At 29.1% G+C, this 26,803-nt stretch carries 32 protein-coding genes, 1 tRNA gene and 1 pseudogene; 18 read left to right on the top strand and 16 right to left on the bottom strand.

Annotated elements, in window-relative coordinates; genetic code table 11:
* Genes nqrE through LPB302_RS12160 form a run of 5 tightly spaced genes read right to left on the bottom strand, consistent with a single transcriptional unit; the run spans window position 1 to window position 4,771 of the window.
* Window positions 1–735, bottom strand: a complete 735-nt coding sequence (gene nqrE, locus LPB302_RS12180; RefSeq protein ID WP_074613530.1) for an NADH:ubiquinone reductase (Na(+)-transporting) subunit E — start codon at window positions 733–735, stop codon at window positions 1–3.
* Window positions 736–781: 46 nt separating this feature from the next.
* Window positions 782–1,429, bottom strand: coding sequence for an NADH:ubiquinone reductase (Na(+)-transporting) subunit D (locus LPB302_RS12175; protein WP_053973291.1), 648 nt, complete (start codon window positions 1,427–1,429; stop codon window positions 782–784).
* A 3-nt stretch (window positions 1,430–1,432) separates the two neighbouring features.
* Window positions 1,433–2,221, bottom strand: a complete 789-nt coding sequence (locus LPB302_RS12170) for a Na(+)-translocating NADH-quinone reductase subunit C (protein WP_053973292.1) — start codon at window positions 2,219–2,221, stop codon at window positions 1,433–1,435.
* Between the two features lie 2 nt (window positions 2,222–2,223).
* Window positions 2,224–3,423, bottom strand: a complete 1,200-nt coding sequence (locus LPB302_RS12165; protein ID WP_053973293.1) for an NADH:ubiquinone reductase (Na(+)-transporting) subunit B — start codon at window positions 3,421–3,423, stop codon at window positions 2,224–2,226.
* Window positions 3,424–3,427: 4 nt separating this feature from the next.
* Window positions 3,428–4,771 carry a Na(+)-translocating NADH-quinone reductase subunit A gene (locus LPB302_RS12160; protein WP_053973294.1) on the bottom strand — a complete coding sequence of 448 codons (1,344 nt, stop codon included), beginning with the start codon at window positions 4,769–4,771 and terminating at the stop codon, window positions 3,428–3,430.
* Window positions 4,772–4,953: 182 nt separating this feature from the next.
* Here LPB302_RS12160 and LPB302_RS12155 point away from each other — a divergent pair, with 182 nt between their 5' ends.
* The 5 genes and pseudogenes from LPB302_RS12155 to LPB302_RS12140 all read left to right on the top strand — a co-directional run bounded on the left by LPB302_RS12155 (window position 4,954) and on the right by LPB302_RS12140 (window position 8,617).
* Window positions 4,954–6,171, top strand: a complete 1,218-nt coding sequence (locus tag LPB302_RS12155) for a type IX secretion system plug protein (protein ID WP_053973295.1) — start codon at window positions 4,954–4,956, stop codon at window positions 6,169–6,171.
* A gap of 49 nt (window positions 6,172–6,220) precedes the next feature.
* Window positions 6,221–6,607 (top strand): Co2+/Mg2+ efflux facilitator ApaG/CorD, encoded by a 387-nt coding sequence (apaG, locus tag LPB302_RS12150; RefSeq protein WP_053973296.1) that lies wholly within the window; start codon window positions 6,221–6,223, stop codon window positions 6,605–6,607.
* Window positions 6,562–6,900 (top strand): annotated as a pseudogene (locus tag LPB302_RS13975) (DUF3667 domain-containing protein); the annotation flags it as partial. The gene apaG and the pseudogene LPB302_RS13975, both read left to right, overlap by 46 nt.
* A 174-nt stretch (window positions 6,901–7,074) precedes the next feature.
* The gene (locus tag LPB302_RS12145) at window positions 7,075–7,776 is read left to right on the top strand and encodes a hypothetical protein (protein WP_053973297.1); all 702 of its coding nucleotides are present in this window, start codon (window positions 7,075–7,077) and stop codon (window positions 7,774–7,776) included.
* 100 nt (window positions 7,777–7,876) lie between these two features.
* Complete coding sequence (locus LPB302_RS12140) at window positions 7,877–8,617, top strand: hypothetical protein (protein WP_053973298.1); 741 nt, start codon at window positions 7,877–7,879, stop codon at window positions 8,615–8,617.
* Between the two features lie 2 nt (window positions 8,618–8,619).
* Here LPB302_RS12140 and LPB302_RS12135 read toward each other — a convergent pair whose 3' ends face one another.
* The 3 genes from LPB302_RS12135 to LPB302_RS12125 form a co-directional block, all read right to left on the bottom strand.
* Window positions 8,620–10,584, bottom strand: coding sequence for a YgiQ family radical SAM protein (locus LPB302_RS12135; protein ID WP_053973299.1), 1,965 nt, complete (start codon window positions 10,582–10,584; stop codon window positions 8,620–8,622).
* Between the two features lie 173 nt (window positions 10,585–10,757).
* A complete protein-coding gene (gene folP / locus LPB302_RS12130) occupies window positions 10,758–11,582 on the bottom strand; it encodes a dihydropteroate synthase (protein ID WP_053973300.1) in 825 nt (274 codons plus the stop codon).
* 1 nt (window position 11,583) lies between these two features.
* Window positions 11,584–12,165, bottom strand: a complete 582-nt coding sequence (locus tag LPB302_RS12125; RefSeq protein WP_053975270.1) for an LOG family protein — start codon at window positions 12,163–12,165, stop codon at window positions 11,584–11,586.
* 82 nt (window positions 12,166–12,247) lie between these two features.
* Between LPB302_RS12125 and LPB302_RS12120 the strand changes: the two genes are divergently transcribed.
* From LPB302_RS12120 to LPB302_RS12105, 4 genes are read left to right on the top strand one after another with little or no spacing between them, the layout of a single operon-like run.
* A complete protein-coding gene (locus LPB302_RS12120) occupies window positions 12,248–12,784 on the top strand; it encodes a DUF1599 domain-containing protein (protein ID WP_053973301.1) in 537 nt (178 codons plus the stop codon).
* A 10-nt stretch (window positions 12,785–12,794) separates the two neighbouring features.
* Complete coding sequence (locus tag LPB302_RS12115; RefSeq protein WP_053973302.1) at window positions 12,795–13,781, top strand: DoxX family protein; 987 nt, start codon at window positions 12,795–12,797, stop codon at window positions 13,779–13,781.
* The gene (gene crcB / locus LPB302_RS12110; protein WP_053973303.1) at window positions 13,781–14,152 is read left to right on the top strand and encodes a fluoride efflux transporter CrcB; all 372 of its coding nucleotides are present in this window, start codon (window positions 13,781–13,783) and stop codon (window positions 14,150–14,152) included. The genes LPB302_RS12115 and crcB overlap by 1 nt, the downstream gene beginning before the upstream one ends.
* An 8-nt stretch (window positions 14,153–14,160) precedes the next feature.
* Window positions 14,161–14,862, top strand: a complete 702-nt coding sequence (locus LPB302_RS12105) for a crotonase/enoyl-CoA hydratase family protein (RefSeq protein WP_053973304.1) — start codon at window positions 14,161–14,163, stop codon at window positions 14,860–14,862.
* Here LPB302_RS12105 and LPB302_RS12100 read toward each other — a convergent pair.
* Window positions 14,859–15,494: a DUF1684 domain-containing protein gene (locus LPB302_RS12100; protein WP_053973305.1), complete on the bottom strand. Its 636-nt coding sequence runs from the start codon at window positions 15,492–15,494 to the stop codon at window positions 14,859–14,861. The two genes, LPB302_RS12105 and LPB302_RS12100, sit on opposite strands and share 4 nt — an antisense overlap.
* Entirely contained in the window at window positions 15,484–16,230 is a 747-nt protein-coding gene (locus LPB302_RS12095) for a hypothetical protein (protein WP_053973306.1), read from the bottom strand. Before LPB302_RS12095 ends, LPB302_RS12100 begins: the two co-directional genes overlap by 11 nt.
* 218 nt (window positions 16,231–16,448) lie before the next feature.
* Here LPB302_RS12095 and LPB302_RS12090 point away from each other — a divergent pair, with 218 nt between their 5' ends.
* Window positions 16,449–17,654: an MFS transporter gene (locus LPB302_RS12090; protein ID WP_053973307.1), complete on the top strand. Its 1,206-nt coding sequence runs from the start codon at window positions 16,449–16,451 to the stop codon at window positions 17,652–17,654.
* A gap of 1 nt (window position 17,655) precedes the next feature.
* Here the strand turns inward: LPB302_RS12090 and LPB302_RS12085 are convergent, their stop codons facing one another.
* The gene (locus LPB302_RS12085; protein ID WP_053973308.1) at window positions 17,656–18,588 is read right to left on the bottom strand and encodes a calcium/sodium antiporter; all 933 of its coding nucleotides are present in this window, start codon (window positions 18,586–18,588) and stop codon (window positions 17,656–17,658) included.
* 485 nt (window positions 18,589–19,073) lie between these two features.
* On the opposite strand from LPB302_RS12085, the gene LPB302_RS12080 reads away from it, so the two are divergent.
* From LPB302_RS12080 to LPB302_RS12055, 6 genes are all read left to right on the top strand, one after another.
* Complete coding sequence (locus LPB302_RS12080; RefSeq protein WP_053973309.1) at window positions 19,074–19,226, top strand: hypothetical protein; 153 nt, start codon at window positions 19,074–19,076, stop codon at window positions 19,224–19,226.
* Between the two features lie 11 nt (window positions 19,227–19,237).
* A complete protein-coding gene (locus LPB302_RS12075; protein WP_053973310.1) occupies window positions 19,238–19,468 on the top strand; it encodes a putative signal transducing protein in 231 nt (76 codons plus the stop codon).
* A gap of 58 nt (window positions 19,469–19,526) precedes the next feature.
* Window positions 19,527–19,600: transfer RNA gene (locus LPB302_RS12070), tRNA-Arg, on the top strand.
* A gap of 363 nt (window positions 19,601–19,963) precedes the next feature.
* Window positions 19,964–20,530, top strand: coding sequence for a hypothetical protein (locus LPB302_RS12065; protein ID WP_053973311.1), 567 nt, complete (start codon window positions 19,964–19,966; stop codon window positions 20,528–20,530).
* Window positions 20,531–20,773: 243 nt separating this feature from the next.
* Complete coding sequence (locus LPB302_RS12060) at window positions 20,774–21,337, top strand: PAS domain-containing protein (RefSeq protein WP_053973312.1); 564 nt, start codon at window positions 20,774–20,776, stop codon at window positions 21,335–21,337.
* A 164-nt stretch (window positions 21,338–21,501) separates the two neighbouring features.
* Window positions 21,502–22,065, top strand: a complete 564-nt coding sequence (locus LPB302_RS12055; protein ID WP_053973313.1) for a hypothetical protein — start codon at window positions 21,502–21,504, stop codon at window positions 22,063–22,065.
* Window positions 22,066–22,129: 64 nt separating this feature from the next.
* Here LPB302_RS12055 and LPB302_RS12050 read toward each other — a convergent pair whose 3' ends face one another.
* The 5 genes from LPB302_RS12050 to LPB302_RS12030 form a co-directional block, all read right to left on the bottom strand.
* A complete protein-coding gene (locus tag LPB302_RS12050) occupies window positions 22,130–22,402 on the bottom strand; it encodes a hypothetical protein (RefSeq protein ID WP_053973314.1) in 273 nt (90 codons plus the stop codon).
* Window positions 22,403–22,404: 2 nt separating this feature from the next.
* The gene (locus LPB302_RS12045) at window positions 22,405–22,680 is read right to left on the bottom strand and encodes an ATP-dependent Clp protease adaptor ClpS (protein WP_053973315.1); all 276 of its coding nucleotides are present in this window, start codon (window positions 22,678–22,680) and stop codon (window positions 22,405–22,407) included.
* Between the two features lie 10 nt (window positions 22,681–22,690).
* Complete coding sequence (gene prmA, locus LPB302_RS12040) at window positions 22,691–23,527, bottom strand: 50S ribosomal protein L11 methyltransferase (RefSeq protein ID WP_053973316.1); 837 nt, start codon at window positions 23,525–23,527, stop codon at window positions 22,691–22,693.
* A gap of 75 nt (window positions 23,528–23,602) precedes the next feature.
* Window positions 23,603–24,361 carry a triose-phosphate isomerase gene (gene tpiA, locus LPB302_RS12035; RefSeq protein ID WP_053973317.1) on the bottom strand — a complete coding sequence of 253 codons (759 nt, stop codon included), beginning with the start codon at window positions 24,359–24,361 and terminating at the stop codon, window positions 23,603–23,605.
* A gap of 84 nt (window positions 24,362–24,445) precedes the next feature.
* Window positions 24,446–24,937 (bottom strand): TlpA family protein disulfide reductase, encoded by a 492-nt coding sequence (locus LPB302_RS12030; protein WP_053973318.1) that lies wholly within the window; start codon window positions 24,935–24,937, stop codon window positions 24,446–24,448.
* 84 nt (window positions 24,938–25,021) lie between these two features.
* Here LPB302_RS12030 and pyrF point away from each other — a divergent pair, with 84 nt between their 5' ends.
* Both pyrF and LPB302_RS12020 read left to right on the top strand, forming a co-directional pair.
* Window positions 25,022–25,834 (top strand): orotidine-5'-phosphate decarboxylase, encoded by an 813-nt coding sequence (pyrF, locus tag LPB302_RS12025; protein WP_053973319.1) that lies wholly within the window; start codon window positions 25,022–25,024, stop codon window positions 25,832–25,834.
* A gap of 5 nt (window positions 25,835–25,839) precedes the next feature.
* Window positions 25,840–26,628, top strand: a complete 789-nt coding sequence (locus LPB302_RS12020) for an ABC transporter substrate-binding protein (RefSeq protein WP_053973320.1) — start codon at window positions 25,840–25,842, stop codon at window positions 26,626–26,628.
* Window positions 26,629–26,803: the final 175 nt, after the last annotated feature.

Here is a 26,803-nt window from a genome sequence, read left to right as displayed (position 1 = left end):
CTAATTGTTATTTAAGTTTGTGTTTTCTGCTACTATTTTAGCATCCTCTTCTTTATTCAATTCTTTCTGAACTTCTATCTTAGCCTCTTCTGTTTTTGGCTCTTCTTTCTTTTCATCACCTCCAGTTAACATACCTCCAAAGCTCATAAAACCAATAGCCATTAAACCTGTAATAATAAAAGTAATTCCTAAACCTCTTAAAGCTGGTGGAACACTAGAATATCTAATTTTCTCACGAATTGCAGCAATAGCTAAAATGGCTAAAAACCATCCAATTCCTGAACCAACTCCATACGTTAAAGCTAAACCTAAAGTTGGTATTTCTCGAGATTGTATAAATAAACTTCCTCCTAAAATTGCGCAGTTTACAGCAATTAATGGTAAAAAGATACCTAAAGAGTTGTATAATGATGGTGAAAATTTCTCAACAATAATTTCTACCAATTGCACCATAGTTGCAATAGTTGCAATAAACATGATAAATGATAAGAAACTTAAATCGTATTGAGCATAGTCTTCACCTAACCAAGAAAGTGCTCCTTCTTGTAAAATATATTGATCTAACAACCAGTTTAATGGTACAGTAACTGCAAGTACAAAAATTACAGCAGCACCTAAACCTACAGCAGTAGATACTTTTTTAGATACAGCCAGGTAAGAACACATCCCTAAGAATGTTGCAAAAACCATGTTATCTATAAAAATCGATTTGAAAAATAATTCTATATGTTCCATATTTTTATTTTTAATTCTGAAACTAGTTCAGAACAATACTTAATGTCTAATTTTCTTCGATTAATGACTTATTCTTAGTTCTTTGAATCCAAATGATGATTCCAACAACTATCAATGCCATTGGTGACAATAACATAAAACCGTTATTTTCATAACCAATTGCATATAAGCCAGTTTTTTCGATTGGATCTCCCAATACTTTAAAACCTAATAAAGTTCCAGAACCTAATAACTCTCTAAAGAAACCTACTGCAATTAAAATTACTGCATATCCTACAGCATTTCCAATACCATCTAAGAAAGATCTCCAAGGACCATTACCCAAAGCAAATGCTTCAAAACGTCCCATAATTATACAGTTTGTAATAATTAAACCAACAAATACTGATAGTGTTTTACTCAATTCATAGGCAAATGCTTTAAGAACCAAATCAACAATAATTACCAATGTTGCAACTACAATTAATTGAACTATAATTCTAATTTTTGATGGGATGATATTTCTCATCAATGAAATAACAACATTACCTAATCCTAATACAAATAATACTGACACAGACATTACAATAGAAGCTTTAAGCTCTGCTGTAATTGCTAATGCAGAACAAATACCTAAAACCTGAATGGTAATTGGATTGTTATCTAAGAAAGGATCTTTAATTAAGGCTGCGTCTTTTTTTGATATAAGTGCCATAAATTATTGTTTTAATGATTTAAAATAAGGTACATATAATGATAAGTCTGATTTTATCATTGCAGTAACACCATCTCCAGTAATTGTTGCACCAGCAATAGCATCTACCTCATAATCTGTTTTATCGTCATTTTTTGGATCATTGTTACCTTTTGCAACAGTAATTCCTTTAAAAACACCTGCTTCTGTTAACAAATGCTCTCCATAGAAATCATCCATAAAGTAACGTTGTTTTATGTTTGCTCCTAAACCTGGAGTTTCTCCTTTGTGATCGAAATATGCTCCTTGTACTACCATATTTTCATCCATAGAAACATACCCCCAAATAGCATCCCATAAACCTTTACCATAAATGGGTGCTACATAATATTTCTTACCATCTTTTTCACCAATAAATAAAGGCAACTTTCTTGCTTTACCAACTTTAGCATTGGCTTGTTGCTTTTTTACATCGATTAAATATGGCTCTTGACCACCATTTGCATCCATGTATTCTTGTCTGGATTGTGTTTTAACGATTTTACCATCTTTACTTTCTAAAACAAGTTGCTCTGTGATGTATTTAGAAAACTCTTCTCCTGCTACTGTTGTAGAAACAAAAGTTGCACTAGATTCATCATTCTCATTAACATCCATTGCATAAAGAATGTTTTGTTGTTTTTCTATTCTTTGATTTTCTTTAATATTTGGCTTTAAAGACGATGCCAAAAAAGCCAATAAAGAACCAACAACTAACACCATAACAACAGCGAAAATCATTGTATAACCATTACCATCTGTTTTCTTACTCATAACTAGGCAGTTTTAACTTTAGCACGATTTAATCTCTTTTTTACATTTCCTTGCACAACATAATGATCTATTGTTGGTGCAAATACATTCATTAATAGAATGGCTAAGAAAACTCCTTCTGGATATGCAGGGTTAAATACACGTATCATAATAGATATAAACCCAATTAAGAATCCGTAAATCCATTTTCCTTTATTAGTTTGCGAACCTGTTACAGGATCTGTAGCCATATAAACAGCTCCAAATGCTAAACCACCAATCATTAAATGCTCCCACCAATTTGTATTCATTAAGCCATAAAATTTGCTAGAATCTGTAATAATATTAGCATTTACAATTCCATTAAAAATTAAACCCATTACTGCAGCACCTATGAAAGTAGAGACAATTATTCTCCAGCTTCCAATCTTAGTAAAGATTAAAAAAGCTGCACCTAATAGTATTAAAAATGTAGATGTTTCTCCAACAGAACCAGGAATAAAACCAAAGAACTTATCCCAATTTGAATAAATTACTTCTTGATTTTGTGCATAACTACCTAATATAGTTTCTCCAGAAATTGCATCTGCAGTACCTGTTCTATTTACAGCATCGTAAACCCAAACTTTATCTCCAGACATCCAAGTTGGATATGCAAAGAATAAAAATGCTCTAATTGTTAATGCAGGGTTCAAAATATTCATACCTGTACCTCCAAAAACTTCTTTACCTATTACTACACCAAATACAACTGCAACAGCTAACATCCAAAGTGGAGTGTCAATTGGTACAATTAATGGCACTAACATACCAGTTACTAAATAACCTTCTTCTACCTCATGTCCTTTAATAACTGCGAAAATAAATTCTACGATTAAACCAACTCCATAAGAAACAATTACTAATGGTAATACTTTAATAATACCAATCCATAAATTATCCCAAGTAAAAAAGTTAGCTAATACATTATCTCTTAAAGAACCGTCTATAGCTGCATAATGCTGATAACCTGCATTAAACATTCCAAATAACAAACAAGGAATTAAAGCCATAATTACAATATTCATTGTACGCTTTAAATCATCTGCTGCTTTAATATGAGTTCCTCCATGAGTAACCTCATTTGGTAAATATAAAAACGTATGGATCGCATTAAATGCAGGAGCCATTTTTGTGCCTTTATATTTCTCTTTTAAATTATGTAAGTTTTGTTTTAAGCTCATAATTTTATCCTAATTCTTGTCTCATTAAATCTAAACCTTCACGAATTATTTTTTGATGTGGCTGTTTAGACACGCAAATAAATTCTGTTAAAGCAAAGTCTTCAGGTGCTACTTCATAACCGCCTAAAGCTTCCATTTCATCTAAATCTTTTATCATAAATGCTTTTAATAATTGCATTGGATAAATATCTAAAGGAAACACATTTTCATAAGAACCTGTAACTACAAATGCTCTATGTTCTCCATTTGTATTGGTATCTAAATCGTACTTTTTATTAGGAGTTAACCACGAAAAAGTTAATGCTCTAGAAGCAGAAATTTTATCAAAAACAGGTTTGTTCCATCCAAAAAATTCATAATCATCACCTTCTGGTATTGCAGTAATTTGATTATCATAATAACCTAAAAAACCATCAATATCTACTTGCTTTCCAGAAAGCACGTTTCCACTAATAATTCTAGTATTATCATTATCTAAATTACTTGCAGTAACATCTGAAATAGATGCTCCAGCAATTGCTGTAATATATTGAGGCTTCTCAAATTGAGAACCCGTTAATGCTATTGTTCTTTGTAAATTCAGCTTACCTGTTAATAGTAATTCACCAATAACAACTAAATCTTGTGGAGTTACCACCCAAACAACTTCACCTTTATTAATAGGATCTATCATTGCAATCTGAGTACCTACATTTCCTGATGGATGAGGACCAGATACCTTGTGAATTTCTACACCAGATAAGTTTGCAAACATAGAATTAGCGCCTACAGAAACATGTACTTTACCTTCTGTTAATTTAGAAATTGCAGTAATTGCAGTTTGTAACTCTGCTTCTTTACCTGCTAATGTATATTCTAAATCTGCAGCTAAAGGAGCACTTGCATAGGCAGAAATAAAGATTGCTTTTGGAGCTTGATTAGGATTCGCAACAACATCATAAGGACGTTGTTTTATAAATGGCCAACAACCTGAAGTAAATAAATGATTCTTTACTTCTTCTGCAGACATTTTTGCGGCATCTTTAACACCAAAATCTGTGTGAACTTGAGTTGCATCTGCTGCTATTTTAACAGCCATTACTCTTCTTCTTGCTCCACGAATTACCTCAGTAACTTTACCAGAAACAGGACTTGGAAATAAAATACGTTCGTCACTTTTAGAATAAAAAAGTGTGTCTCCTGCTTTTACTTCAGCTCCTTCTTTGGCTACAAGTTTTGGTGTAATTCCATGAAAGTCTTCTGGTTTTATTGCATAAACACTACTTAAAGAACTATTTGTAGTGGTTTTTTCTGCAACACCAACAAGCTTAATATCTAAGCCTTTTTTAATACGAATGTCTTTTGACATAGTAAATGTGGAATTTTAGTTAACTAAAAAAATCATGCAAATTTACGGCTTTTAAGCATTATTTTAAACATAAAAATCGGCTTAAATTTGCTATTTATATTAATTCTAAATAATGTAAATTAGAAAGAAATTTTGGCTTGAATTTTGTAATATCCTTAATAATCTTTTGATATTTTTGTAAAATGAAGAAATATATACTATTTATTTTCTCGGTTTTCTATGGTGTTTTGAGCTATAGTCAAGACATAAAATCCATTCAATTAAGAGCCTTAGGTGATAATGTTTATACAGCTATTGTGCCTATAGGAACTGTTTTGGAACTTTCCTTTGATGATTTAGAGGCTGATGGAAAAGATTATCAATATAAGATTGAACACATGACTCATGATTGGAAAAAAAGCAGATTATTTTCTAGCCAATTCATAGATGGGTTTGATGAAAACACTATAATTAACGTTACCAACTCATTTAATACTTTACAGAGTTATACGCATTATGAAGTTAGAATTCCTAACGCAAATACTGTTATAACAAAGAGTGGAAATTACTTATTATCTGTTTTAGATGAAGATGATGATATGGTATTTACCCGTAAATTTGTATTGTACGAAAGTGTTGCTTCAGTTGGCTTAAATGTTTCTAGGAGTAGAAATACAGAAACATTAAATACTCAACAAACCATAGAGTTTAGTGTTAACTATCCTAATCTAAGAATAAACAACCCTCAACAAGAAATTAATGTAGTTCTTTTAAAAAATGAAAACTGGAATGAAACTATTACTGATTTACAACCTACATTTTTTAAACCCAATCAATTAAAATACACCTATTCAAATAAAACCAATTTTTGGGGAGGCAATGAGTATCTAAATTTTGACAGTAAATTTTTAAGAAACAAAAGCATCAATATTGTAAAAATTGAAAAAGGTGATGTTTTTCAACATTACGTTTATCCCTATACCTATGACCCATATTTAACCTACAGATACAATCCAGATATTAATGGTCAATTTGTGTTTAGAGCTTTAGAAGGTAATGATGCTAGAACTGAGGCAGATTATGCTAGAATGCACTTTACCTTAGAGGCTGAGGAACCTTTTAACGATAAAAAAGTACATGTTTATGGCGCTTTTAACAATTTTGAAATTGATGACGAAACTGAATTAACTTACAATTTTGATGATAGTACTTACAGAGGAAGTGTATTAATGAAACAAGGTTTTTACAATTACACCTTTGCCACTGTTGATGAATTTGGCATTGTAAATACTAACGAAATTAACGGATCTTTCTTTCAGACAGAAAATCAATATACAGTTATTGTTTACTTTAAACCTTTTGGTAGTTTATATGACAGAGTAATTGGTATGGGCTCTGTTAGTTTTAATCAAAACAGATAATTACTATTAGTATTTGTGTTTTTTAATCAAAAAAACTACATTTACCTTAATGATAGAGCAAGTAACAAAAGGCATTAGAATTTCGGTAAAAACCAAATTTAATGGCACAAGCTATAGAAACAATAGATTGTACTATGTCTTCGCTTATTTTATTACCATAGAAAACCATTCTTTAGAAACTGTGCAGCTAACAGATAGATTTTGGAAAATTTACGATAGCTTAAACAAAACCGAAATTGTAGAAGGTGAAGGTGTTGTAGGACAAAGCCCCATATTAAAACCAAATGATCATTATTCTTATAGTTCTGGTTGTTTTTTAGAATCTAATATTGGTGCCATGAATGGTTATTACAAAATGATAAACACAGCAACTTTAGAAGAATTTAAAGTATTTATACCTACGTTTCAACTAGCAACCACCATATTATCAAACTAACAAAAGGTAAAAATAAAGTAGCCAAAATAAAAGATCCATCTTGTTTAAACTGTGGACATCCTTTTAATGGGCATGAAAATTTTTGTCCTGAATGTGGCCAAGCCAACAAAGGATACAGAATTACCTTTTTAAGTTTTATCCATGAAATATTTAATGGCCTTTTCAATTTTGAAGCAAAGTTTTGGAATACGCTAATTCCACTTCTTATTAAACCAGGCAAAGTTTCTAGAGATTATATAAGTGGTAAAAGACAGCGTTATACAAATCCTTTCCGTTTTTATTTAACAGTATCCATCATCTTTTTCTTATTAGTAGGTTTATATAAAACTGTTCAGAAATATGAAGCACTTGCCACTAATGTTACAGAAAAAATAATAGACATTAAGAAAAAAGATTCCACAGATGTTAAACCTAAAAAATTAACCAATAAAGAAATTGACTCTTTAAAAACAAAGGTTGATACTGAAATGAAAAACTTCATTATTCCTGTTCCAGAAAAAACAAGGAAAATGATTTTAAAAGAAGTAGACAAGCAAGCCAAAGACTCTACTTTCATGAAAGAACTAGATGAAATTAAGATTGAAAAAGAAAAAGATTCTAGTAACTCAGGAATTAACTTAGAATTTAACACAAAGCTCAATAGCTTTATGGATTATGTGAAGAGAAACCCTAATCCTAATATTAACAACGCCTTAGATTCTTTGGGCTATGAAAAAAACTTTACGAATAGATTTCTATTTACAAGAGCAAAAAGTTTACACTCATTTTCTAAGAATGAAGATACAAGAGAACAATTTTTTAATCAGTTATTGTCTTATGGCTCTATAGCTCTATTCATATTCCTGCCATTTTTTACGCTATTTTTAAAATTCTACTTTATACGAAGAAAATACACCTATGTAGACCATCTAATATTTGTATTTCATGTGCAGACAGTATTTTTCATGCTATTCTCTATCTATTTTATATTCCTTATTTTTAATGTAACTCCAGCACTTTGGGTATTTTTAGGCTTGTTCTTATTATACCTTTATTTAGCCATGAAAAAGTTTTATCAGCAAGGATATTTTAAAACATTTTTTAAATTTATACTTTTAAATATAAGTTTCGGGTTTATAGCATCTTTTGGAATGGGAATTTTATTCTTAATCTCTTTTGCTTTCTTTTAATAGCTAAACAACAACAGAAATAAAGAAGTTTGTTTCTAATCATTTAAAAAATTAACTTCGCTAACTCTTTTTAACAGTTTTCTTTTACGCATTTATATAAATGATACAACAATATATAACTACATTAAGACAATTAATTATTAACATTCTTGGTGATGCTGACAATAGCAATTATAAAGTTTCTAAAGAAATATCAGACAAATGGTCTGCAAAAAGAGCAAATGCAAAGAAACAGAATGATGGCTTTTTGTTCGAAAAAAGAATTATTTTCTATAGTGATTTAGAAGATTTAAAATTGATTATCGAAAATAATTGGAAAGATTTTTTACCTGTACTTTTTGATAAAAAACGTTTTGAAGTTTTCTTTAATGAAGTGTTACAATTTCAAAAAACTCAGAATAATGGCCAAGAGTTAATTCAGAGTCAAGAACATTTATTAAATGGTATTGTACAAGATTTAAAAAATGCTATCACTATTTATAATAACAAGAAAAATCAGGTGGATGATTACTTTATATCAATCTCTAAAATTTCTGACAATCTTGGCACTTCATGGAATGGAAATCATAAAGAAAACCAAAGAAAACCAATATTAAAAGTTGGCGATGATTATGAGTTGTTAATAGAGGCTAATGACCCAAAAGATAGAAAAATAGAATATCAAATTTTTCATTTTGCAGGTAAACTAAGAATCAACCAAGAATCTAATCGTTTTCAATTTAAAATAGACGATTCTTTAATTGGGCAAAGTAGTATGCTAGTAATTAAAGCTTTTACCAAAGAAAGTGATTATAAAAATGAAAGCATTTTAAAAATCAATATTACAGTTTTACCTAAATAATACTACCTTCTTCTTTTTTTAGATGAACTTCTAGTAACTTTTTTCTTTCTTCTATTAAAAGGCACAGCATCATCAAACGTATTTTTTGCAGCTTTTGCTTTTTTGTTTTTCTGCCAAGATTTATTTTCTGGCAATAAAACATTTAGCAAATCTTGTCTACCTACTTTATTAAGAGTGTTTTTTATCCAATCTTTATTTTCTTTTTTATACCAAAAGAAAAATTTGTGCTGGTCTTCTTTCTCCTTTTTAGTTTTAGGAGTTCTTGTTGGTTTTAAAGTATAGGGATGATAACCTGAATAATAAATAACTGTAGCAACTGTCATTGGAGTTGGTGTAAAACCTTGCACTTGCTCTAATTGAAAGCCCATGTTTTTAGTCTCTGCAGCTAAATTAGCCATGTCTTCCACCTCACTTGCTGGATGACTAGAAATAAAATAAGGAATCAATTGTAAGTTCAATTTCTTCTTCATGTTTATTCTATCAAAACGTTCTTTAAACTTATGAAAATAAGTAAAAGACGGTTTACGCATCAACTTTAAAACTGGATCAGAAGTATGTTCTGGAGCTACCTTTAATCGTCCAGAAACGTGTTTTGTCATCACCTCTTCTGTATAAGCATCTAACTCTTTTGGATCTGCATTTTTATTGAATTCTGGCACTAACATATCATGTCGAATTCCACTACCTATAAAAGATTTTTTAATCTTTGGATGTTTATCAACAGCTTGATACAAATCTGTTAAAGGTTTATGAGAAGTATCTAAATTAGAACAAATTACAGGCGATATACAACTTGGTGCAACACATTTGTCGCAGATAGATTGTACTTTACCTTTCATTTGATACATGTTTGCAGAAGGCCCTCCAATATCAGACAAATAACCTTTAAAATCTGGCATGTTTGCAACCTTATCTACTTCTTTTAAAACAGATTCTTGACTTCTACTTGCAATAAATTTTCCTTGATGAGCAGAAATTGTACAAAAACTACAACCACCAAAACATCCTCTATGAATGTTAATCGAAAATTTAATCATTTCAAACGCAGGTATTGGTCCACGTTTATCATATTTAGGATGTGGTAATCTTGTATAAGGCAAATCAAAAGAACCATCAATTTCCTTTTCTGTCATTGTAGGAAAAGGCGGATTTATCACCAATGTTTTACCTTTTACATCCTGTAAAATTCTTCTTGCTTTTAATTTATTAGACTCTTGCTCTATCACTTTAAAATTAGAAGCAAAGGTCTTTTTATCATTTAAACAAGCTTCATGAGAATTGATGGTTACATCTTCCCAATCATTAATTACAGGTAATTTTTCTGCTTTCTGATCTACTAAAACTGCTGTTTGCTTTATATTCTTTAAGCTAGAAAATGGCACACCTTTTTGTAATAAGGTTACTATTTCACGTAAAGGTTGCTCACCCATTCCATAAACTAGCATATCTGCTTTAGATGTTTCTAAAATGGTTGGCAATAATTTATCAGACCAGTAATCATAATGAGTTACTCGTCTTAAAGAAGCTTCTATACCACCAATTAAAACTGGCACATCTGGAAACTTTTCTTTCAATATTTTAGAATATACAGAGGTAGCATAATCTGGTCTAAAACCCTTATCTCCATTTGGAGTATAAGCATCTTTATCTCTTCTTTTTTTGCTTGCTGTATAATTAGAAACCATAGGATCCATGCAACCACCTGTACAACCAAAAAATAATCTTGGTTTTCCAAGCTTCTCAAAATCTTGCAAATTATCATTTACATTTGGCTGAGGCACAATAGCAACCCGTAAACCATAACTTTCTAAAATTCTACCAATTACTGCTGGCCCAAAAGAAGGATGATCTACATAAGCATCTCCACTAAATAAAATAACATCTAATTGTTCCCATCCACGGATTTTAACTTCCCTGTTTGTGGTTGGTAACCAATCTGTTAATTGATGTTTTTTCGTTTCTTGCATAGTTTGCAAAAATACGCAGAAAATTTGTTAAGAAAAACTTATTTACAAATGTCTTTTAGCTAATTTTTTAGAGCTATTTCCTGCTTTCACTTCTCGCTTTTTTCGTACCTCAAAAGAGCTCAAACAAATCGTTCAATCAGGGCTATACTTGCTTATTCAGTTAAGTTCTATTACTAGCCAATTACTTGTTCAACGATTTTTACAGCTTCTACAGCTTCTTTTACATCATGTACTCTTAAAATGTTGGCCCCATTTAATAAGGCAATTGTATTGGCAGATGTTGTAGCATTTAGAGCTTCTTGTGCAGATACATCTAACGTTTTATACAACATCGATTTTCTTGAAACTCCAGCTAAAATAGGAGCGTCTAAGCTTTTAAAAAGTTCTAAATTCTTTAAAATTTCGAAATTATGAGCAATAGTTTTACCAAAACCAAAACCAACATCTATAATAACATCATTCAACTTTAATTGATGTAATTTAAACAGTTGTGCAGCAAAAAAGGAAATAATTTCTTTGGTTACATCTTCATAAACAGGGTTTTTCTGCATGTCTTGTGGTGTACCTAACATGTGCATCAATACATAAGGTACTTGCAATTTAGCCACTGTTTCAAACATTTTATCATCCATATTACCACCAGAAATATCATTAATTAAGGCAGCACCAGAATTTATGGTAGCATCAGCAACTTTGCTTCTAAAGGTGTCTATTGATATTACAATCTCTGGAAAGTTATTTACGAGTAAATCAACAACTGGTAATATTCTATTCAATTCTTCTTGCTCAGAAATATGTGCTGCACCTGGTCTAGATGAATAAGCACCAACATCTATAAAGGTTGCTCCTTCTGTAAGCATTTTATCTACTTGCTTTAAAATAGCGTTTTTGTCTTTATATTTACCACCATCAAAAAAAGAATCTGGAGTAATATTTAAAATCCCCATTACTTTTGGAGTTGATAAATCTATCAAATTTCCTCTACAATTTATAGTCATCTTACTTTACAACTTTCTGAATTACATGTTCAATTTTTGGAGCAACATATTCTTGCATTTTAGTCATTAAAACCTCTACTGAATCTGCAACAATTAGTAACTTTTTATTTTCAGGTCTTACATAACCTTCATCCACCATTTTATCTATTTGTAATAAAACAGCATCAAAAAAGCCATTTATATTTAATAAACCAACTGGTTTTTGTTCAATATGTAATTGATTTAAAGTTAAGGCTTCAAAAAGTTCATCTAAAGTGCCAAAACCTCCAGGAAGTGTAATGTAACCATCAACTAATTTACTCATGATTACTTTGCGTTCACTCATGTTTTTACAAACAATCATTTCTTCTACTCCTGCATGTATAACCTCTACTTTTTCTAAAAGTTTAGGTATTACTCCTATAACTTCACCATCATTTTCTAAAATAATATCTGCTAAAACACCCATCATTCCTATTTTTCCTCCTCCATAAACTAACCCAATATTGTTGTTTGCAAAATACTTACCTAAAGACTTTGCAGCTTCTTTATAAACAGGATTAAAACCTAGACTAGAACCACAAAACACAACTACTCGTTTCATAAAATCATTGATAATTTCATTGTAAAAATAAATGAATTGCATATAAGATTTACTACATTTGATAAATTCTTTTTATTAAAAAATGCAAGACACCTCAAAACAATATGATGCTGTAGTTGAAGAATGCAGAAGTCTATTTATTAAAAAAATGTCTGACTATGGAAGTGCTTGGCGTATTTTACGTTTGCCTTCTTTAACAGATCAAATATTTATAAAAGCACAAAGAATTAGACAGTTACAAGAAAATGATGTGCGTAAGGTAGATGAAGGTGAAAAATCTGAATTTATTGGTATTATCAATTATTCTATAATGGCATTAGTTCAGCTAGAAAAAGGCGTTGTAGAAAACCCAGATTTATCTACTGAAGAAGCGACCTTACTTTATGACAAACATATTAAAATTACCAAGGAATTAATGATGAATAAAAATCATGATTATGGAGAAGCTTGGAGAGATATGCGTGTTTCTAGCTTAACAGATTTAATTCTTCAAAAATTGTTACGTGTAAAACAAATAGAAGATAACAAAGGTAAAACCATTGTTTCTGAGGGTATTGATGCCAATTATCAAGACATGATTAACTACGCAGTTTTTGCAATGATTCATTTGCAGAATTAATTTTTAAATTATGGTAAAACAAAAAGATAAATTCACGAATATTTTAGTGCAAATCTCTAGAATAATAGTTGGAGGTTTATTTATATTTTCTGGTTTTGTAAAACTGGTAGATCCCATTGGTTCTCAATACAAGTTTGAAGAATACTTCTCTGAAGGTGTTTTAAATTTAGAGTTTTTAATTCCTTATGCTTTACCATTTGCCATCTTTTTAATTATAGCAGAAATAGTTTTAGGTTTTGCTCTTTTAGTGGGTTGGAAAGCAAAGTTTACTGTAAACAGTCTAAAACTAATAATTCTTTTCTTTCTATTTTTAACTTGGTATTCTGCATATTATGATAAGGTTACAGATTGTGGTTGTTTTGGTGATGCTATAAAACTTACACCTTGGGAAACTTTTTGGAAAGATGTAATTCTTACCATTTTAATATTTTTTATAGGATTCAAAATCAAGTTTATCAACAGGATTTTTGCAAGAAATAATAATGGACTTGTTGTGTTTTTATCTTTATTAATATCTGCTATCATAACTTGGTATGTGTTGGTAAATTTACCAATCATAGACTTTAGAGCTTATGCTGTAGGCAAAAACATTCCTGAAGGAATGGAATATAAAAATGATGGAAAAATTCCACCAATTCATGATTTCTTTTTAGAAGATGCTCAGAACGATTTGGCTCCAGAAATTTTAGCTAAAGAAAAAGTTATTTTGGTAATTATGCCAAGTTTAGAGAAATCTAACTATGATGCATTTCCAGAAATAAAAAAGCTTTCTACTACAGCTAAAGAAAAAGGATACAGTATTTATGGAGTGTCTGCCTCATTTTCTGATATTATAGAACTTACCAAAACACACTACAAACTAGATTTCGAATTTCTATTTTGCGATGAAACAACCTTAAAAACCATGATAAGATCTAATCCTGGAATTATGATTTTAAACAAAGGAACCATTGTTGATAAGAAAAACTGGAGAAATATCGATGAATTAGACCTATAATGAAAAACCTACTTCTTGTTTTTATTGGTGGTGGCTTTGGTAGTGTTTTACGCTACATTATTGGTAAATGGCTAAACAATACAGAAACAGGAGTACCTTATGGTACTTTTGCTGCCAACATTTTAGGAAGTCTGTTAATTGGGCTAATTTTAGGTTATGCAGCAAAAAATGATGCGATATCTGAAAATCATACTTTGTTATTAGCTACTGGTTTTTGTGGTGGCTTTACTACCTTCTCTACATTTGCCTACGAAAACCATGTGTTTTTAAAATCAGGCGATTTTACATCATTTGCATTTTACACGCTTGTTAGTTTTATCACTGGATTTTTGGCGGTATTTGCAGGCATGTATCTCATTAAATTAATTTAAATAAGAAAATGAACGAATTTGTAACTTATCAATCAGAAGAAAACTACGCTGTTATAACTATTAACAATGGAAAAGCGAATGCAATTTCTCATGAAGTTATTGCTGGTTTAAACCTAAGCCTAGACAAAGCTGAACAAGAAAATAAAATAGTTATTTTAACAGGTACAGCTGGTATTTTTTCTGGAGGTTTTGATTTAAAAGTGATGACAAAATCACCTGAATCTGCAATAGAATTAGTTACAAAAGGTTCTAAACTTTCTTTAAGAATGCTTTCTTATCCAAAGCCAATTATTTTAGCTTGTAATGGTCATGCCATTGCAAAAGGTGCATTTTTACTATTATCTGTAGATTATAGAATTGGTATAGAAGGTGATTTTAAAATAGGTTTAAATGAAGTTTTAATTGGTATGACCATGCACAATGCTGGTATTGCAATTGCTAAAGCTAGATTATCTGAAGTTTATATGAACAGAAGTGTAGTTAATGCAGAAATTTTTAACCCTAAAGATGCCATTAAAGCTGGGTTCTTAGACATGATTGTTCCAGAAAGTCATTTAATGCCTACAGCAATTAAAGTTGCTCAAATGTTTAGCAAACTAAATAAAAAAGCACATGCTGAAACTAAACTAAAGGTAAGACAACAACATTTAGCAGATTTGGAAAATGCAATTTTACAAGATGCTCAAAACAGTATTTCTTTAGACACTTAGTGTTTTTTAAAATCTTGAATTCCTGCTTTTATTTCTATATCTAAATGATTTTTTCTTGGTGTAATTGGACAAGAAAACTTTTCATTATAAGCACAATATGGATTGTAGGTATTATTAAAATTGAGTTCAATAGTTTCCTCAGAAGTAATATCACTTAGCATAACATCCATATAACGCCCTCCTCCATAAGATTCGTTTCCAGAAGTTTCATCTGTAAATGGTATAAACAAATAATCTTTATACTGCTCATCTTCTAAATCCTCTTGACTTTGATATACTGTTAGCTGTAAAGATTTATTATTAATAATAAAATCTAAAATTCCAAATTCTTTGTACAATGGAGCTCTGTCTGTAGTTGTTGGCATTTTAAAAATAGGCGCATTTTCTATTCTTGTTAATTTGGCTGTAACAATAAAATTAGAATCGACAGGAAAAAATTCAAGCCCTTCAAATTCTTTTAAATCTCTTTTCTTTAAGGGTGATGAAGTTGCGTCTTTAAAACTTGAATTTAATCTTTGTTGATAAGGAGTATCTCCCAATAATGGTCTTTTATCTTTAGAGTTACAAGATATTATTACCAAGTTAATTATAACTATAGAAGCTATTTTAAAAATATTGATTTTATTTTTCATGTATTAATTTTCGCATTGTTTTTCTATTTAAATACGTATTAGATATAAATATATAATCTATAAATCCTGGAAAAGCTTTACCATTTGAAAAATCTTGAATTGTCCATCTATCATAACATTTTTGCCAAATAAAATCTTCAGGAATTTCTATTATTTGAGGCTTACCATCATTTAAAGCCATATAAACTAAATGTTTATCTAAATTATAAGAAACAAAAACTTCATTAAATTCTTCAGGTTTAATTATTACTTTTTCTAAAATTAAATCTTTATTAGGAATAGTAAAAGAAAAGTTACCATTAAAACTCAATTTTACAACATCATCTATAACCATTATTTTAAAACATCTATAACTTTTACCTTTAATTAAAATTGGTACATAGTAGTCTTTTTTATTTAGGCTTTTAAAATCAATTTTAAATTTTACGGCTATACTTCTTGTGTTTACATTGTTAAAACCATCAGAAACCACAACATTTTCAGAGGTGAATCTACCTGAATATTCATAAATTCCATCAGAAACAAGATTACTATTATTGTATTCTATATTACGTGTAATAAGACTTTCCTTTTCCTTAAATCTATTGGACCCATCATTATTAAATCCCCAAAAATTATAATCAATATCAGTTATATTTTGAAATTGCTCAATATCAACAAATTGTTTTTCAGGTAAAGTTTTACATGAAATAAAAAGTATTAATAGTATAAGGTTTAATTTCAGGTTTTTATTCATCAAATTTTATTTATGAAACAAAAATAAGACATTCAATAATTTTATGTAGTTTTACAGCATAAATGTAGTAGTATAAAAATGAAAACCACCAAAATAAATATCGCTTCAATTTCGAAAAAAAATCGGACAGTATATTTGTTTTGAAAATAACCATATCAAACCAAACTATTAAAAAGTCCGACTCTAAAAAGTCGGACTTTTTAATTTATAACAACTCAATGAAAAAAATTTACAACAACTATATCAATTCTTTTAAAGGATTATCTCTAGAAGTTTGGTGGCTTTCTCTAATTACATTAGTAAATAGAGCTGGAACAATGGTAATTCCTTTTCTATCACTTTACCTCAATAAAAATTTGGGCTTTTCACTAGCAAATGTAGGTTGGATTTTATCTTTTTGGGGGTTAGGATCTGTTTTAGGCACATGGCTTGGTGGAAAATTAACGGACAAAATAGGTTATTATAAAGTAATGTTTGGCAGTTTGCTAGTATCTGGACTCTTTTTTATTTTACTACAATTCCTGACTACTTTTGAGGCTTTCTGTTTTGGAATATTAATAACCATGTTAGCAGCTGATGCTTTTAGACCTGCTATGTTTGTAGCTCTAAATGCTTATAGCAAAGAAGAAAACAAAACAAGATCTGTAACTTTAATTCGATTAGCAATAAACTTAGGATTTTCTGCTGGGCCTGCTATTGGAGGTATTATAATTACAGGTATTGGTTATTATGCTTTATTTTGGGTTGATGGTGTTACTTGTATTTTAGCAGCTTTTGTGTTGTTAAAAGTACTACATCCTAAAAAGGTAAAGGAACTAGATGTTGTTACAGTAGAAAAACCAGTATCTGTTTATAAAGACAAAGCATTTTGGATATTCTTTATAGCCATGTTTATTTTTGGCTTTACATTTATGCAATATTTTTCTACAATGCCTTTATACTATAAAGATGTTAGAAATTTAAGCGTGTTTGAAATAGGGTTAATTATGGGTTTTAATGGTTTCTTTATTTTCATATTCGAAATGCCATTAATCCATTGGTTAGAAAGCCTGAAAAAACAGAAAATAAAATTAGTGGCAGTAGGTTTATTTCTAGTTGCACTAAGTTTTATAATCTTAATAACAACTTCTTGGGTTGGAGTTATTTTAATTGGAATTTTACTAATGACAGTTGGTGAAATGATTGCATTTCCTTTTAGTAATGCTTTTGCTATGGAAAGAGGCAAAAAAGGAAATCAAGGAGAATATATGGCAATGTATGCCATATCATTTTCACTTGCCAGTATTTTTAGTCATAATTCAGGAATGCAAATGATTGATTATATAGGATATGATTTAACTTGGTTATTTATGACAGCCTTTGCCTTTTTAGGTGTAGCCATTTTGCTAATTCTACAATTTGTAATTCTAAAAAAAGAGAATTAAATTAAATTGTTACATAAATAAAAGAGCAATATGCAACTAAAAGCAACAAACCATTTATCCAGCTCAACTTAAACTTTTTAGGTAATAGTACCATTGGTAAAATGCTAAATGATATGGCTAGCATCCAAAAAATATCACTAGAAAGTAATCTTTGATCTGTTAAAGAAACAGGTGTGATGATAGATGTAATACCAATTACAGCTAATATGTTAAAGATATTAGAACCTATTAAATTTCCTAAAGAAATAGCCTTTTCCTTCTTTAATACTGCAATTATAGATGCTGCTAATTCAGGCACACTAGTTCCTATAGAGACCAATGTAACCCCTATTACACGTTCTGTAACCCCAAATTCTAATGCTAAAGAAGTAGCTCCTTTTATTAATAGTTCTGAACCTCCCCAAAGACCCAAACCACCAATCACAAAAAAGAAAAGCGTTTTATGATTAGGCAAGAAAATTTCTTCTTCCAACACTTCATCAATATCAAAATTCTTTTGAGAACGTAATAAATACACAATAAAACTAACTAAAAACACAAAAAGAATTAAACCTTCATACCATACAATTATAGAATCATTCCATAAAAAAACATATAACAGCAAAGAAGCAATCATCATTACAGGCCAGTTTAACTTATAGAAGTCTTTACTAACGCTCATAGAGCCTAGTAAAAGAGTTATACCCAACACTAAACCTAAATTTGCAACATTAGAACCAATTACATTTCCTAAAGCCAAATCAGACGAACCTGTTAAAGCAGCATTTATGCTAACTATTAGTTCAGGCGCAGAAGTTGCAAAAGAAACAACAGTCATCCCTATCACTACTTTAGATATTTTTAATTTAAGAGATAAAGCCACTGCTGATTTTAATAACCAATCACCTCCAAAAATTAGCAATACCAAACCAACTACAATTAGTAAAAAATTCATCTAAAATCTTTTTGCCAAAGATACAAGATTATGCAATTAATTAAATTTGTAAAAGATGAAAAGTACAAAAGTGGTGAATTAAAAGATGATTATTCCTTTGCTTTTTATAACCAAGCAAAAACTCCCCTTTACTACATTACATAATTATACACAAACTACATATTCTAATTTCATTTATCAACTTCACTTTAGACAACTTGTAATATATTATAACCAAAACTATTTTTATAATTTATATTATAAAACAAATTCAATTAATACTATTATAATTTTTAGGTTGATAGCATTTTAAGATTTTATATTGGAATCAGAAATCAAAAATCGAACTTAAAAAATTAAAAAACATGATCTTATTACTCGTTAAATTTGTTACCCTAGTTGCAGAAATTATTTACATTGTTCTATTCTAATAAATTTAATAACAACTTGTTATTTCAAAATAAAGTTGTAAATTTTAGCTACATTTGACGACCAACCAAACTCGAATGAAGAAAACACTATTTAGAACATTAGCTAAAATTAATAAGGCTATTTTACCTTCTTACACAAAAAAAGAGTTAGACATTTCTAAAGCGTCAAAAATACAACTTGCCATTATTGGATGGAGAGCTTTTGTAACTATGAAATCTTTAGATTAAAAATAAAAATTATGGAAAATAAGCACATTACAGTATTTTCTGGTTCTTCAATTCTTGTAAAAGGATTGCAAAACAGATTAGAAGACAACAATATTAGTATTTTAATTAAAGACAGAGTTGAGTCTGCAAGGTTAGGTGGTTTTGGAGAACACAGAACAGCTATAGAATTACAAGTTTTAAATGTAGATTTAGAAAAAGCGAAACCTATTGTTGCAGAATATGAAAAAGAAATTAATTCTTAAAAACTCATACTAAGATTTCTTAGTTTAAAAAAAACAGCTATATTTGCACCCGCAAAAAGGCCATGTGGCGCAACTGAATAGCGCACTTGATTACGGCTCAAGAGGTTCTAGGTTTGAATCCTAGCATGGTCACAAAAAACTCATTTTTTAATTAAAATGAGTTTTTTTTATTTTAATTTATAATTATTCTATATATATAAATTTACTTCGTATATTAGAATACTAATATTGGCTTTATATCTTAAATTTTTATATTTGCCTTATTATTATTTGTGAAAACAAATATTTAGTATTTTAATTAATCCCTACTATTCCCCCAATTATGGATAATATAAAAACTAATACCTTCTTTTTAAGTACACTTTTTTATACAAGTGTATACTTTTTATATACTACCCCTACTCGTTTAATATATTTTATTTTTAATATAAAAAAGTGTTCTGCTTTTTCATATATACCAAATAATTTACCTAACATCAATTAATTAGTAGGTCTATGAAAAAACTGAGTTTTAATTCAAGAAAATTACTACTAGTAGTTTCAAATTTAGAAAGAAAACATAAGGTAATAACTTATGCTTCGCTATTATTTTTAACTATATCTACTTATTTTTTAAGAACAGAAAATCAAAAAGTAAAAATTGATTTTGCTACTTTACAAGAGCGAAATTTAAATTTGAAACAAAACATGATTATCTTTAATAGAAGTTATGAAGAATTTCCATTACCAGTTTGGCAAAAGGTAAAAAGAGGCGATAAATTTATAATGCAATACACTAACCCAAGTTTTGTTAAGGAATTTGGACATCTTTTTAATAACAACCAATATAATGTTATTGGAAAAAACGACTTCGAAGTCTGGCCTGAAAAGTTCGCTCAAACTTTTTATGAGAATGATATAGCAGTCTCAATTATGGGAAAAGTACTTAATACTGATGAAGAGTTCATAGATAAATCTGGAAAACCTATTTATGCTAGGGTTTTAAAATGGAGAAGTATCAGAGATAATAGAGATACTTTGGTTTATGGAATGGTGCAAAGAATCTCTAAAATAAAAGAATAATTTACCATTTATTATAGAACAATTTTCCGTTTTGAATAAACTTACTTCTCATTATATATCTATATTTATTATATTTGAGGCTGTACTTTTAACCCCTTAAATATGCTCTTAAATTTAAATTACCTTAAAACTTGCTTTAAAATCAAGATGTTCTTTTTATTATTCTTAAGAAATAACCAGCTATTTTTATAATAATAAAATTATTTGTACCTATATTTTAAATAATTTTATACCCCATTATTTATGAAAAAAATTGGATATAAGGCTGAATCTATACTACATAAAGTCTCGAATTTAGAAAAGAAGCATAAGATAATAACTTATTTATCATTGTTGTTTCTAACGACATCTACGTATTTTTTAAGAACAGAAAATCAACAAATAAAACTTGATTATATTACTATTAAAGAACGTAATCAGCATTTAAAAGAAAATATGATTATTTTTAATAGAAATTATGAAAATTTTCCACAACCAATTTGGCAAAAAGTAAAAAGGGGTAACAGATTTATTATACAATATATTAACCCAGCTTATGTTAAAAAATTTGGCCATACTTTTAAAGATGATATTTATCAAGTTATAGGTAAAGATAATTTTGATATTTGGCCTAAAAAAACAGCGCAGATATTCTATGAAAATGATGTTGCAGTATCTGTAACTGGTATAGAATTAGAAATAGAAGAAGATTTTGTAGATAAAAATAATAAACCAACAATATTGGATGTTGTAAAATGGAGAAGTATCAGAGATTATAAAGATACTCTTGTATATGGAATGGTAAGAGGTATCAGAGAAAAAAAATAGATTTATAGTAACACTAATTATTTAAAAAATACCTTTATTATTAAATCTAGTTTTATAAGTATTTTAAGTATTAAAACTGTTTAAACAATTTTTAGTATATTTAGAATGTTATTTATCAAAACACGTCAACCAGTTTTTTTTTAATAATTTATACCCCTGTTGTTATGAATAAAATAGGTTTTAAGGCGCAATCAATATTTTTTAAAGTATCAGATTTAGAGAAGAAACATAAAATAATTACATATGTCTCTTTACTGTTTTTAACAACTTCCACTTATTTTTTAAGAACAGAAAATCAAAATGTAAAAATTGAGGTCGTAAAACTTAAAGAGAAAAGTATAACTCTTAAGAAGAACATGATCATTTTTAATAGAACTTACCAAGGTTTTCCTTTACCTGTTTGGCAAAAATTAAAACGTGGTAATCGTTTTATAATTCAGTATGTAAACCCTGCTTATGTAAAACATTTAGGACACTTATTCTCTTATGATATTTATTCTCATATTGGAAAAGATAATTTTGACATGTTTGGTGACAAGTATGCACAGGCTTACTATGAAAAAGATTTAGTTGTAGCCATTACTGGTAATGAACTAAATTCTATTGATGAAATTTTTGATAAAGATGGGAATAAGGCTTTTGTAAAAGTTTTAAAATGGAGAGAAATAAATAACGATAAAGACACTATAATCTATGGTATGGTTAAAGAGTTTATAAAGGAAGAATAACTTTATAGTTATTCATAAAGAAGCCCATAAATATTAAATTTATGAGCTTCTTTATTTTATATCTTTAGTTTAAATACTGTTTTATAGCTAGTCTATGTTCTGGTTTACTTTTATCATAATTAGAAACAAGTAATTCCAGAATTAGTGGTTTTTTAAAACCAATCTCACTTCTAGAATTATATTTAGAAACGTATAAATTATACTGATCTAGTTCTTTCTCAAAAATTAAATAATGAGTTTCATTCAACTCAGTATATGCAATCTCGTTATTTGAAAAAGCTTCTGAATTGTCTTTTTTAAACTCAGAAAACTCATAATATTTTAGAACATTTTCCATACTTATACCAATTCTGCAGATAAACCTAATTGTAATAATTTAGAACATCTTGGCTCTAAATCTTTAAACTCACCAGATTTTACTGTACATTTTCCTTTATAATGAACTAATATAGTACATTGTTCTGCTTGCTCTAGGGTATGATCGCAAACGTTTATTAAAGATTCAATAACAAAGTCAAATGTATTTACATTATCATTATGTAAAACAATTTCATGCTGAAAAACTTCTTTTTCTAAGACGTCTACTTCTTCCTGAATTTTTTCTTTAGTACTCATGTTTTCAAAATTACAATTTATTGTATTTTAAAGCAACCCAATTATTTCTTTCTATAGTTTTTTCTAACTTTAAATTAAACTTAGAAACTTCATCATCTATAATAGTAATATCTTCTTTATAAAAACCACTTAATAATAAAACTCCTTTTTCATTTAAACAATTTGTATATGTTTTCATATCACTCAATAAAATATTCCTGTTGATGTTGGCTATAATTACATCATAAGTTTTGTCAGTTAACAAAGAGGAATCACCTTCAAAAACGCTAATATTTGAGCATTTATTGCGCTTTACATTCTCTATAGAATTCTCATAGCACCAATTATCTATATCTATAGCGTCTATAGGGTTTGCTCCTTTCATTTCTGCAAAAATTGCTAAAATTCCAGTTCCACAACCCATGTCTAAAGTTTTTTTATTCTTTAAATCAAGTTCTAATAAATGTTGAATCATCATATGTGTAGTTTCATGATGACCAGTTCCAAAACTCATTTTTGGTTCTATGACAATATCGTACGCTAAATTTGGATTCTCATGAAAAGGTGCTCTTATACTAACCAAATCATTTACTTGAATTGGTGTAAAATTCTTCTCCCACTCTGCATTCCAATTAGTTTGAGCTACTTCCTTATTTGCATAAGAAATAGAAAATTCATCTGATTTTAAAATATAAATATCCTCTAAAATAGATGTATTGTAATCATCCTTCTGAATGTATGCTACCAAACCATTTTCAGTTTCTACAAAACTTTCAAAACCTACAGCACCCAATTCTGCAATTAAAATTTCTGAAGCTGGTTCTTTTGGTGTTATTGTAAAAGTATATTCGATATATATATTATCCATAATAAAAAATGCATCAAAATTTAATCTTGATGCAAATTTATTGGTTTTATACTAAAATATGTGTTTTTGCTGTGTTTAAATTGCCTTAATTATGGCTGCAAAGTCTGCTGGTTTTAAAGATGCTCCACCAATTAAACCACCATCTACATCTTCTTTAGAGAATATTTCTTCTGCATTTGCAGGCTTTACACTTCCTCCATATAAGATTGATACTGAATCTGCAACTTCTTGATTGTACTTTTCAGCAAGTGTTTTTCTGATAAAAGCATGCATTTCTTGTGCTTGCTCAGGACTTGCTGTTTCTCCTGTACCAATAGCCCAAACAGGTTCATAAGCTAAAACAATACTCGAAAAATCTTTTGCCTCTAAATGAAATAAAGCATTTTGCAATTGGCTTTCTACCACTTTAAAATGATTACCAGATTTTCTATCTTCTAAAAGTTCTCCAAAACAAAAAATGGCCTCTAACTCATTTGCTAAGACAGTATTCATTTTCTCTGCTAATAAAGCATCTGTTTCATTAAAATATTGTCTTCTTTCAGAATGACCAATAATTACAGATTTAATACCAACAGATTTTAACATATCTGCAGAAACTTCGCCTGTAAAAGCACCGCTTTTTGCTTGATGCATGTTTTGTGAGGCAACCTCAATTTTATTTGCTGAAGTTAATTCTAGTGCTAAAGATAAATTTACATAAGAAGGAGAAACAATTACTCTTGTATTATCTAATTCAAGGTTTTCTATTTCGTTCTGAATACCATTAATTAATGACTTTGTTTCTGCTAAATCATTATTCATTTTCCAGTTACCTGCTACTATTTTTTTTCTCATGAGTATGTATTTATATCTATTGTAAAATTAAGAAATGATCTGTAAATATTGTTTTAAATACAAAATAGTTACTAAAACGTTTCCTTAATTTTCCTCTAAGGCATTTCTAATATTTTTATCTGTAGCATTTATAGCCTTGAACAACGCTATTTCCCCTTCCTCATCAATTACCATATAAGTAGGCAGCCAAGAAAGGTTAATGAAATTTACAAAATCACCATCGTTCATACCTTTAGGCAAATTGTAATGCTCACCTTTAATTTTATATTTTTGAATCGCTTTTTTCCAAGAAGGCTTGCTAAAATCGGTAGATAAAAACAAATAAGTTACATCTGGAAATTCTTTTTGAAGTTGATTTACTTTTGGGAAACCTACAATGCAATCTTTACACCAAGAAGCCCAAACATCTATCAATATTTTTTTGCCTTTATGTTTATAAAGAACTTCTCTTAAAGTAATCTTAGAACCATCTACACCAATAAGCATTTCTAGATTTGCAGCTTCAGAAAACGTGGTTGGTTCCTCTTTATTGCAAGCTATAAACACTATAAAAACTAATAAGAATACTCTTTTCATCTAAAATTTGTCTTTTAAAAAATTAAGATCTTACAAATGTTACCCGTTAAAAATAGTATTTTTGTATCACTTTAAGCAAAACTAATGACAACAGCCGAACTTATATCACAAATAAATCAAAAAAAATCATTTTTATGCATTGGTTTAGATGTTGATTTGAATAAAATTCCTTCTCATTTATTAGTAAAAGAAGATCCTATTTTTGAGTTTAATAAAGCAATTATAGACGCCACTCATCATTTATGTGTTGCCTACAAACCAAATACTGCATTTTATGAAGCCTATGGATTAAAAGGTTGGAAATCATTAGAAAAAACAATTAATTACCTGAATGAGAAACATCCAGAAATTTATACAATTGCTGATGCAAAAAGAGGTGATATTGGCAATACATCTACCATGTATGCAAAAGCATTTTTAGAAGATTTAGCTTTTGATTCTGTAACTGTTGCACCTTATATGGGTAAAGATTCAGTTGAGCCATTTTTAGCTTTTAAAGATAAACATACAATTATGTTGGCTTTAACTTCTAATGAAGGCGCTTTTGATTTTCAAACTCAAAAAATTGATAATAAAGAGCTATACAAACAGGTTTTAGAAACATCTAAAAACTGGAACAATTCAGAAAATTTAATGTATGTTGTAGGAGCTACAAAAGCTGAATATTTTGCTGAGATTCGAAAAATTGTACCTGAAGCCTTTTTATTAGTACCTGGTATTGGTGCACAAGGAGGTAATTTGCAGGATGTTTGTAAATATGGTTTAACAGAGAATGTTGGTTTACTTATCAACTCTTCTAGAGGAATAATTTACGCTTCTAAAAATGAAGATTTTGCAAATGCAGCTGCTCTTAAAGCAGAAGAACTACAGCAACAAATGGAAGAAATTCTAAAATAGAAATAATGCAGTTCAAAGACCAAATGGATAACAAGTTTGAATTGCAAAAAACGCCTACTAGAATTGTTTGTTTAGTACCTAGTTTAACTGAACTTTTGGTTGATTTAGGTTTGGAAAATTCCATTGTTGGTATTACCAAGTTTTGCGTGCACCCTTCTAGATTAAGAAAATCAAAAACCATTGTTGGTGGCACTAAGAATGTTTATTTTGATAAAATTAAATCGCTACAACCAGATATTATTCTTTGTAATAAAGAGGAAAACACTAAAGAAATAGTAGAAACTTGCAGAGATATTGCTACTGTTCATGTATCTAATATTGTTACTATTCAAGATACTTTAAATCTGATACATCAATATGGAGCTATCTTTCAAAGAAAAACAAAAGCAAACGACTTAGCCCATAAAATTAATACTAAACTAACTGATTTTAGAGCTTTTACAAAAAATAAACCTACTATTAATGTAGCTTATTTTATTTGGAAAAATCCATGGATGGTTGCTGCAAATGGAACTTTCATCCATCATTTACTTTCAGTAAATAACTTTTGTAATAGCTATGAAGATCAAAAAAGATATCCTGAAATTGATCTAAACAATTTGAAACATGATACAGAATTACTGTTGCTATCTTCAGAACCTTATCCTTTTAAAGATAAAGATATTCAAGGTTTAGAAAACATGTTTAAAGATGTAAAAGTAATATTAGTTGATGGAGAATACTTCTCTTGGTATGGCTCTAGACTATTACAAGCTTTCGATTATTTTAAAGAATTACGTACTTCTTTAACTTAGATAACCAATTCTCTGTCTAGATAATTTACTTGATTTATTTTTTCGAGTAATTTCATTGCTTTAAAAGCGGCCAAATCACTTTTGGCTTCATCAACAAATCTGTAATTGTTAGATTTCTCTATCAAGTTTACATATCTATCTTGAAGATGCCGTTTATAATTTTGGAATTGAATTT

Source organism: Polaribacter dokdonensis (genome assembly GCF_024362345.1).
Classification (GTDB): domain Bacteria; phylum Bacteroidota; class Bacteroidia; order Flavobacteriales; family Flavobacteriaceae; genus Polaribacter; species Polaribacter dokdonensis.
Note: the sequence above shows the minus strand (reverse complement) of the source record. Positions and strands in the feature narration are given on the sequence as shown.

Excerpts from the sequence above, each read along its gene's own strand:
- nqrE (WP_074613530.1), bottom strand. The coding sequence starts at position 735 with ATGGAACATATAGAATTATTTTTCAAATCGATTTTTATAGATAACATG.
- LPB302_RS12175 (WP_053973291.1), bottom strand. The coding sequence starts at position 1,429 with ATGGCACTTATATCAAAAAAAGACGCAGCCTTAATTAAAGATCCTTTC.
- LPB302_RS12170 (WP_053973292.1), bottom strand. The coding sequence starts at position 2,221 with ATGAGTAAGAAAACAGATGGTAATGGTTATACAATGATTTTCGCTGTT.
- LPB302_RS12165 (WP_053973293.1), bottom strand. The coding sequence starts at position 3,423 with ATGAGCTTAAAACAAAACTTACATAATTTAAAAGAGAAATATAAAGGC.
- LPB302_RS12160 (WP_053973294.1), bottom strand. The coding sequence starts at position 4,771 with ATGTCAAAAGACATTCGTATTAAAAAAGGCTTAGATATTAAGCTTGTT.
- LPB302_RS12155 (WP_053973295.1), top strand. The coding sequence starts at position 4,954 with ATGAAGAAATATATACTATTTATTTTCTCGGTTTTCTATGGTGTTTTG.
- apaG (WP_053973296.1), top strand. The coding sequence starts at position 6,221 with ATGATAGAGCAAGTAACAAAAGGCATTAGAATTTCGGTAAAAACCAAA.
- LPB302_RS12145 (WP_053973297.1), top strand. The coding sequence starts at position 7,075 with ATGAAAAACTTCATTATTCCTGTTCCAGAAAAAACAAGGAAAATGATT.
- LPB302_RS12140 (WP_053973298.1), top strand. The coding sequence starts at position 7,877 with ATGATACAACAATATATAACTACATTAAGACAATTAATTATTAACATT.
- LPB302_RS12135 (WP_053973299.1), bottom strand. The coding sequence starts at position 10,584 with ATGCAAGAAACGAAAAAACATCAATTAACAGATTGGTTACCAACCACA.
- folP (WP_053973300.1), bottom strand. The coding sequence starts at position 11,582 with ATGACTATAAATTGTAGAGGAAATTTGATAGATTTATCAACTCCAAAA.
- LPB302_RS12125 (WP_053975270.1), bottom strand. The coding sequence starts at position 12,165 with ATGAAACGAGTAGTTGTGTTTTGTGGTTCTAGTCTAGGTTTTAATCCT.
- LPB302_RS12120 (WP_053973301.1), top strand. The coding sequence starts at position 12,248 with ATGCAAGACACCTCAAAACAATATGATGCTGTAGTTGAAGAATGCAGA.
- LPB302_RS12115 (WP_053973302.1), top strand. The coding sequence starts at position 12,795 with ATGGTAAAACAAAAAGATAAATTCACGAATATTTTAGTGCAAATCTCT.
- crcB (WP_053973303.1), top strand. The coding sequence starts at position 13,781 with ATGAAAAACCTACTTCTTGTTTTTATTGGTGGTGGCTTTGGTAGTGTT.
- LPB302_RS12105 (WP_053973304.1), top strand. The coding sequence starts at position 14,161 with ATGAACGAATTTGTAACTTATCAATCAGAAGAAAACTACGCTGTTATA.
- LPB302_RS12100 (WP_053973305.1), bottom strand. The coding sequence starts at position 15,494 with ATGAAAAATAAAATCAATATTTTTAAAATAGCTTCTATAGTTATAATT.
- LPB302_RS12095 (WP_053973306.1), bottom strand. The coding sequence starts at position 16,230 with ATGAATAAAAACCTGAAATTAAACCTTATACTATTAATACTTTTTATT.
- LPB302_RS12090 (WP_053973307.1), top strand. The coding sequence starts at position 16,449 with ATGAAAAAAATTTACAACAACTATATCAATTCTTTTAAAGGATTATCT.
- LPB302_RS12085 (WP_053973308.1), bottom strand. The coding sequence starts at position 18,588 with ATGAATTTTTTACTAATTGTAGTTGGTTTGGTATTGCTAATTTTTGGA.
- LPB302_RS12080 (WP_053973309.1), top strand. The coding sequence starts at position 19,074 with ATGAAGAAAACACTATTTAGAACATTAGCTAAAATTAATAAGGCTATT.
- LPB302_RS12075 (WP_053973310.1), top strand. The coding sequence starts at position 19,238 with ATGGAAAATAAGCACATTACAGTATTTTCTGGTTCTTCAATTCTTGTA.
- LPB302_RS12065 (WP_053973311.1), top strand. The coding sequence starts at position 19,964 with ATGAAAAAACTGAGTTTTAATTCAAGAAAATTACTACTAGTAGTTTCA.
- LPB302_RS12060 (WP_053973312.1), top strand. The coding sequence starts at position 20,774 with ATGAAAAAAATTGGATATAAGGCTGAATCTATACTACATAAAGTCTCG.
- LPB302_RS12055 (WP_053973313.1), top strand. The coding sequence starts at position 21,502 with ATGAATAAAATAGGTTTTAAGGCGCAATCAATATTTTTTAAAGTATCA.
- LPB302_RS12050 (WP_053973314.1), bottom strand. The coding sequence starts at position 22,402 with ATGGAAAATGTTCTAAAATATTATGAGTTTTCTGAGTTTAAAAAAGAC.
- LPB302_RS12045 (WP_053973315.1), bottom strand. The coding sequence starts at position 22,680 with ATGAGTACTAAAGAAAAAATTCAGGAAGAAGTAGACGTCTTAGAAAAA.
- prmA (WP_053973316.1), bottom strand. The coding sequence starts at position 23,527 with ATGGATAATATATATATCGAATATACTTTTACAATAACACCAAAAGAA.
- tpiA (WP_053973317.1), bottom strand. The coding sequence starts at position 24,361 with ATGAGAAAAAAAATAGTAGCAGGTAACTGGAAAATGAATAATGATTTA.
- LPB302_RS12030 (WP_053973318.1), bottom strand. The coding sequence starts at position 24,937 with ATGAAAAGAGTATTCTTATTAGTTTTTATAGTGTTTATAGCTTGCAAT.
- pyrF (WP_053973319.1), top strand. The coding sequence starts at position 25,022 with ATGACAACAGCCGAACTTATATCACAAATAAATCAAAAAAAATCATTT.
- LPB302_RS12020 (WP_053973320.1), top strand. The coding sequence starts at position 25,840 with ATGCAGTTCAAAGACCAAATGGATAACAAGTTTGAATTGCAAAAAACG.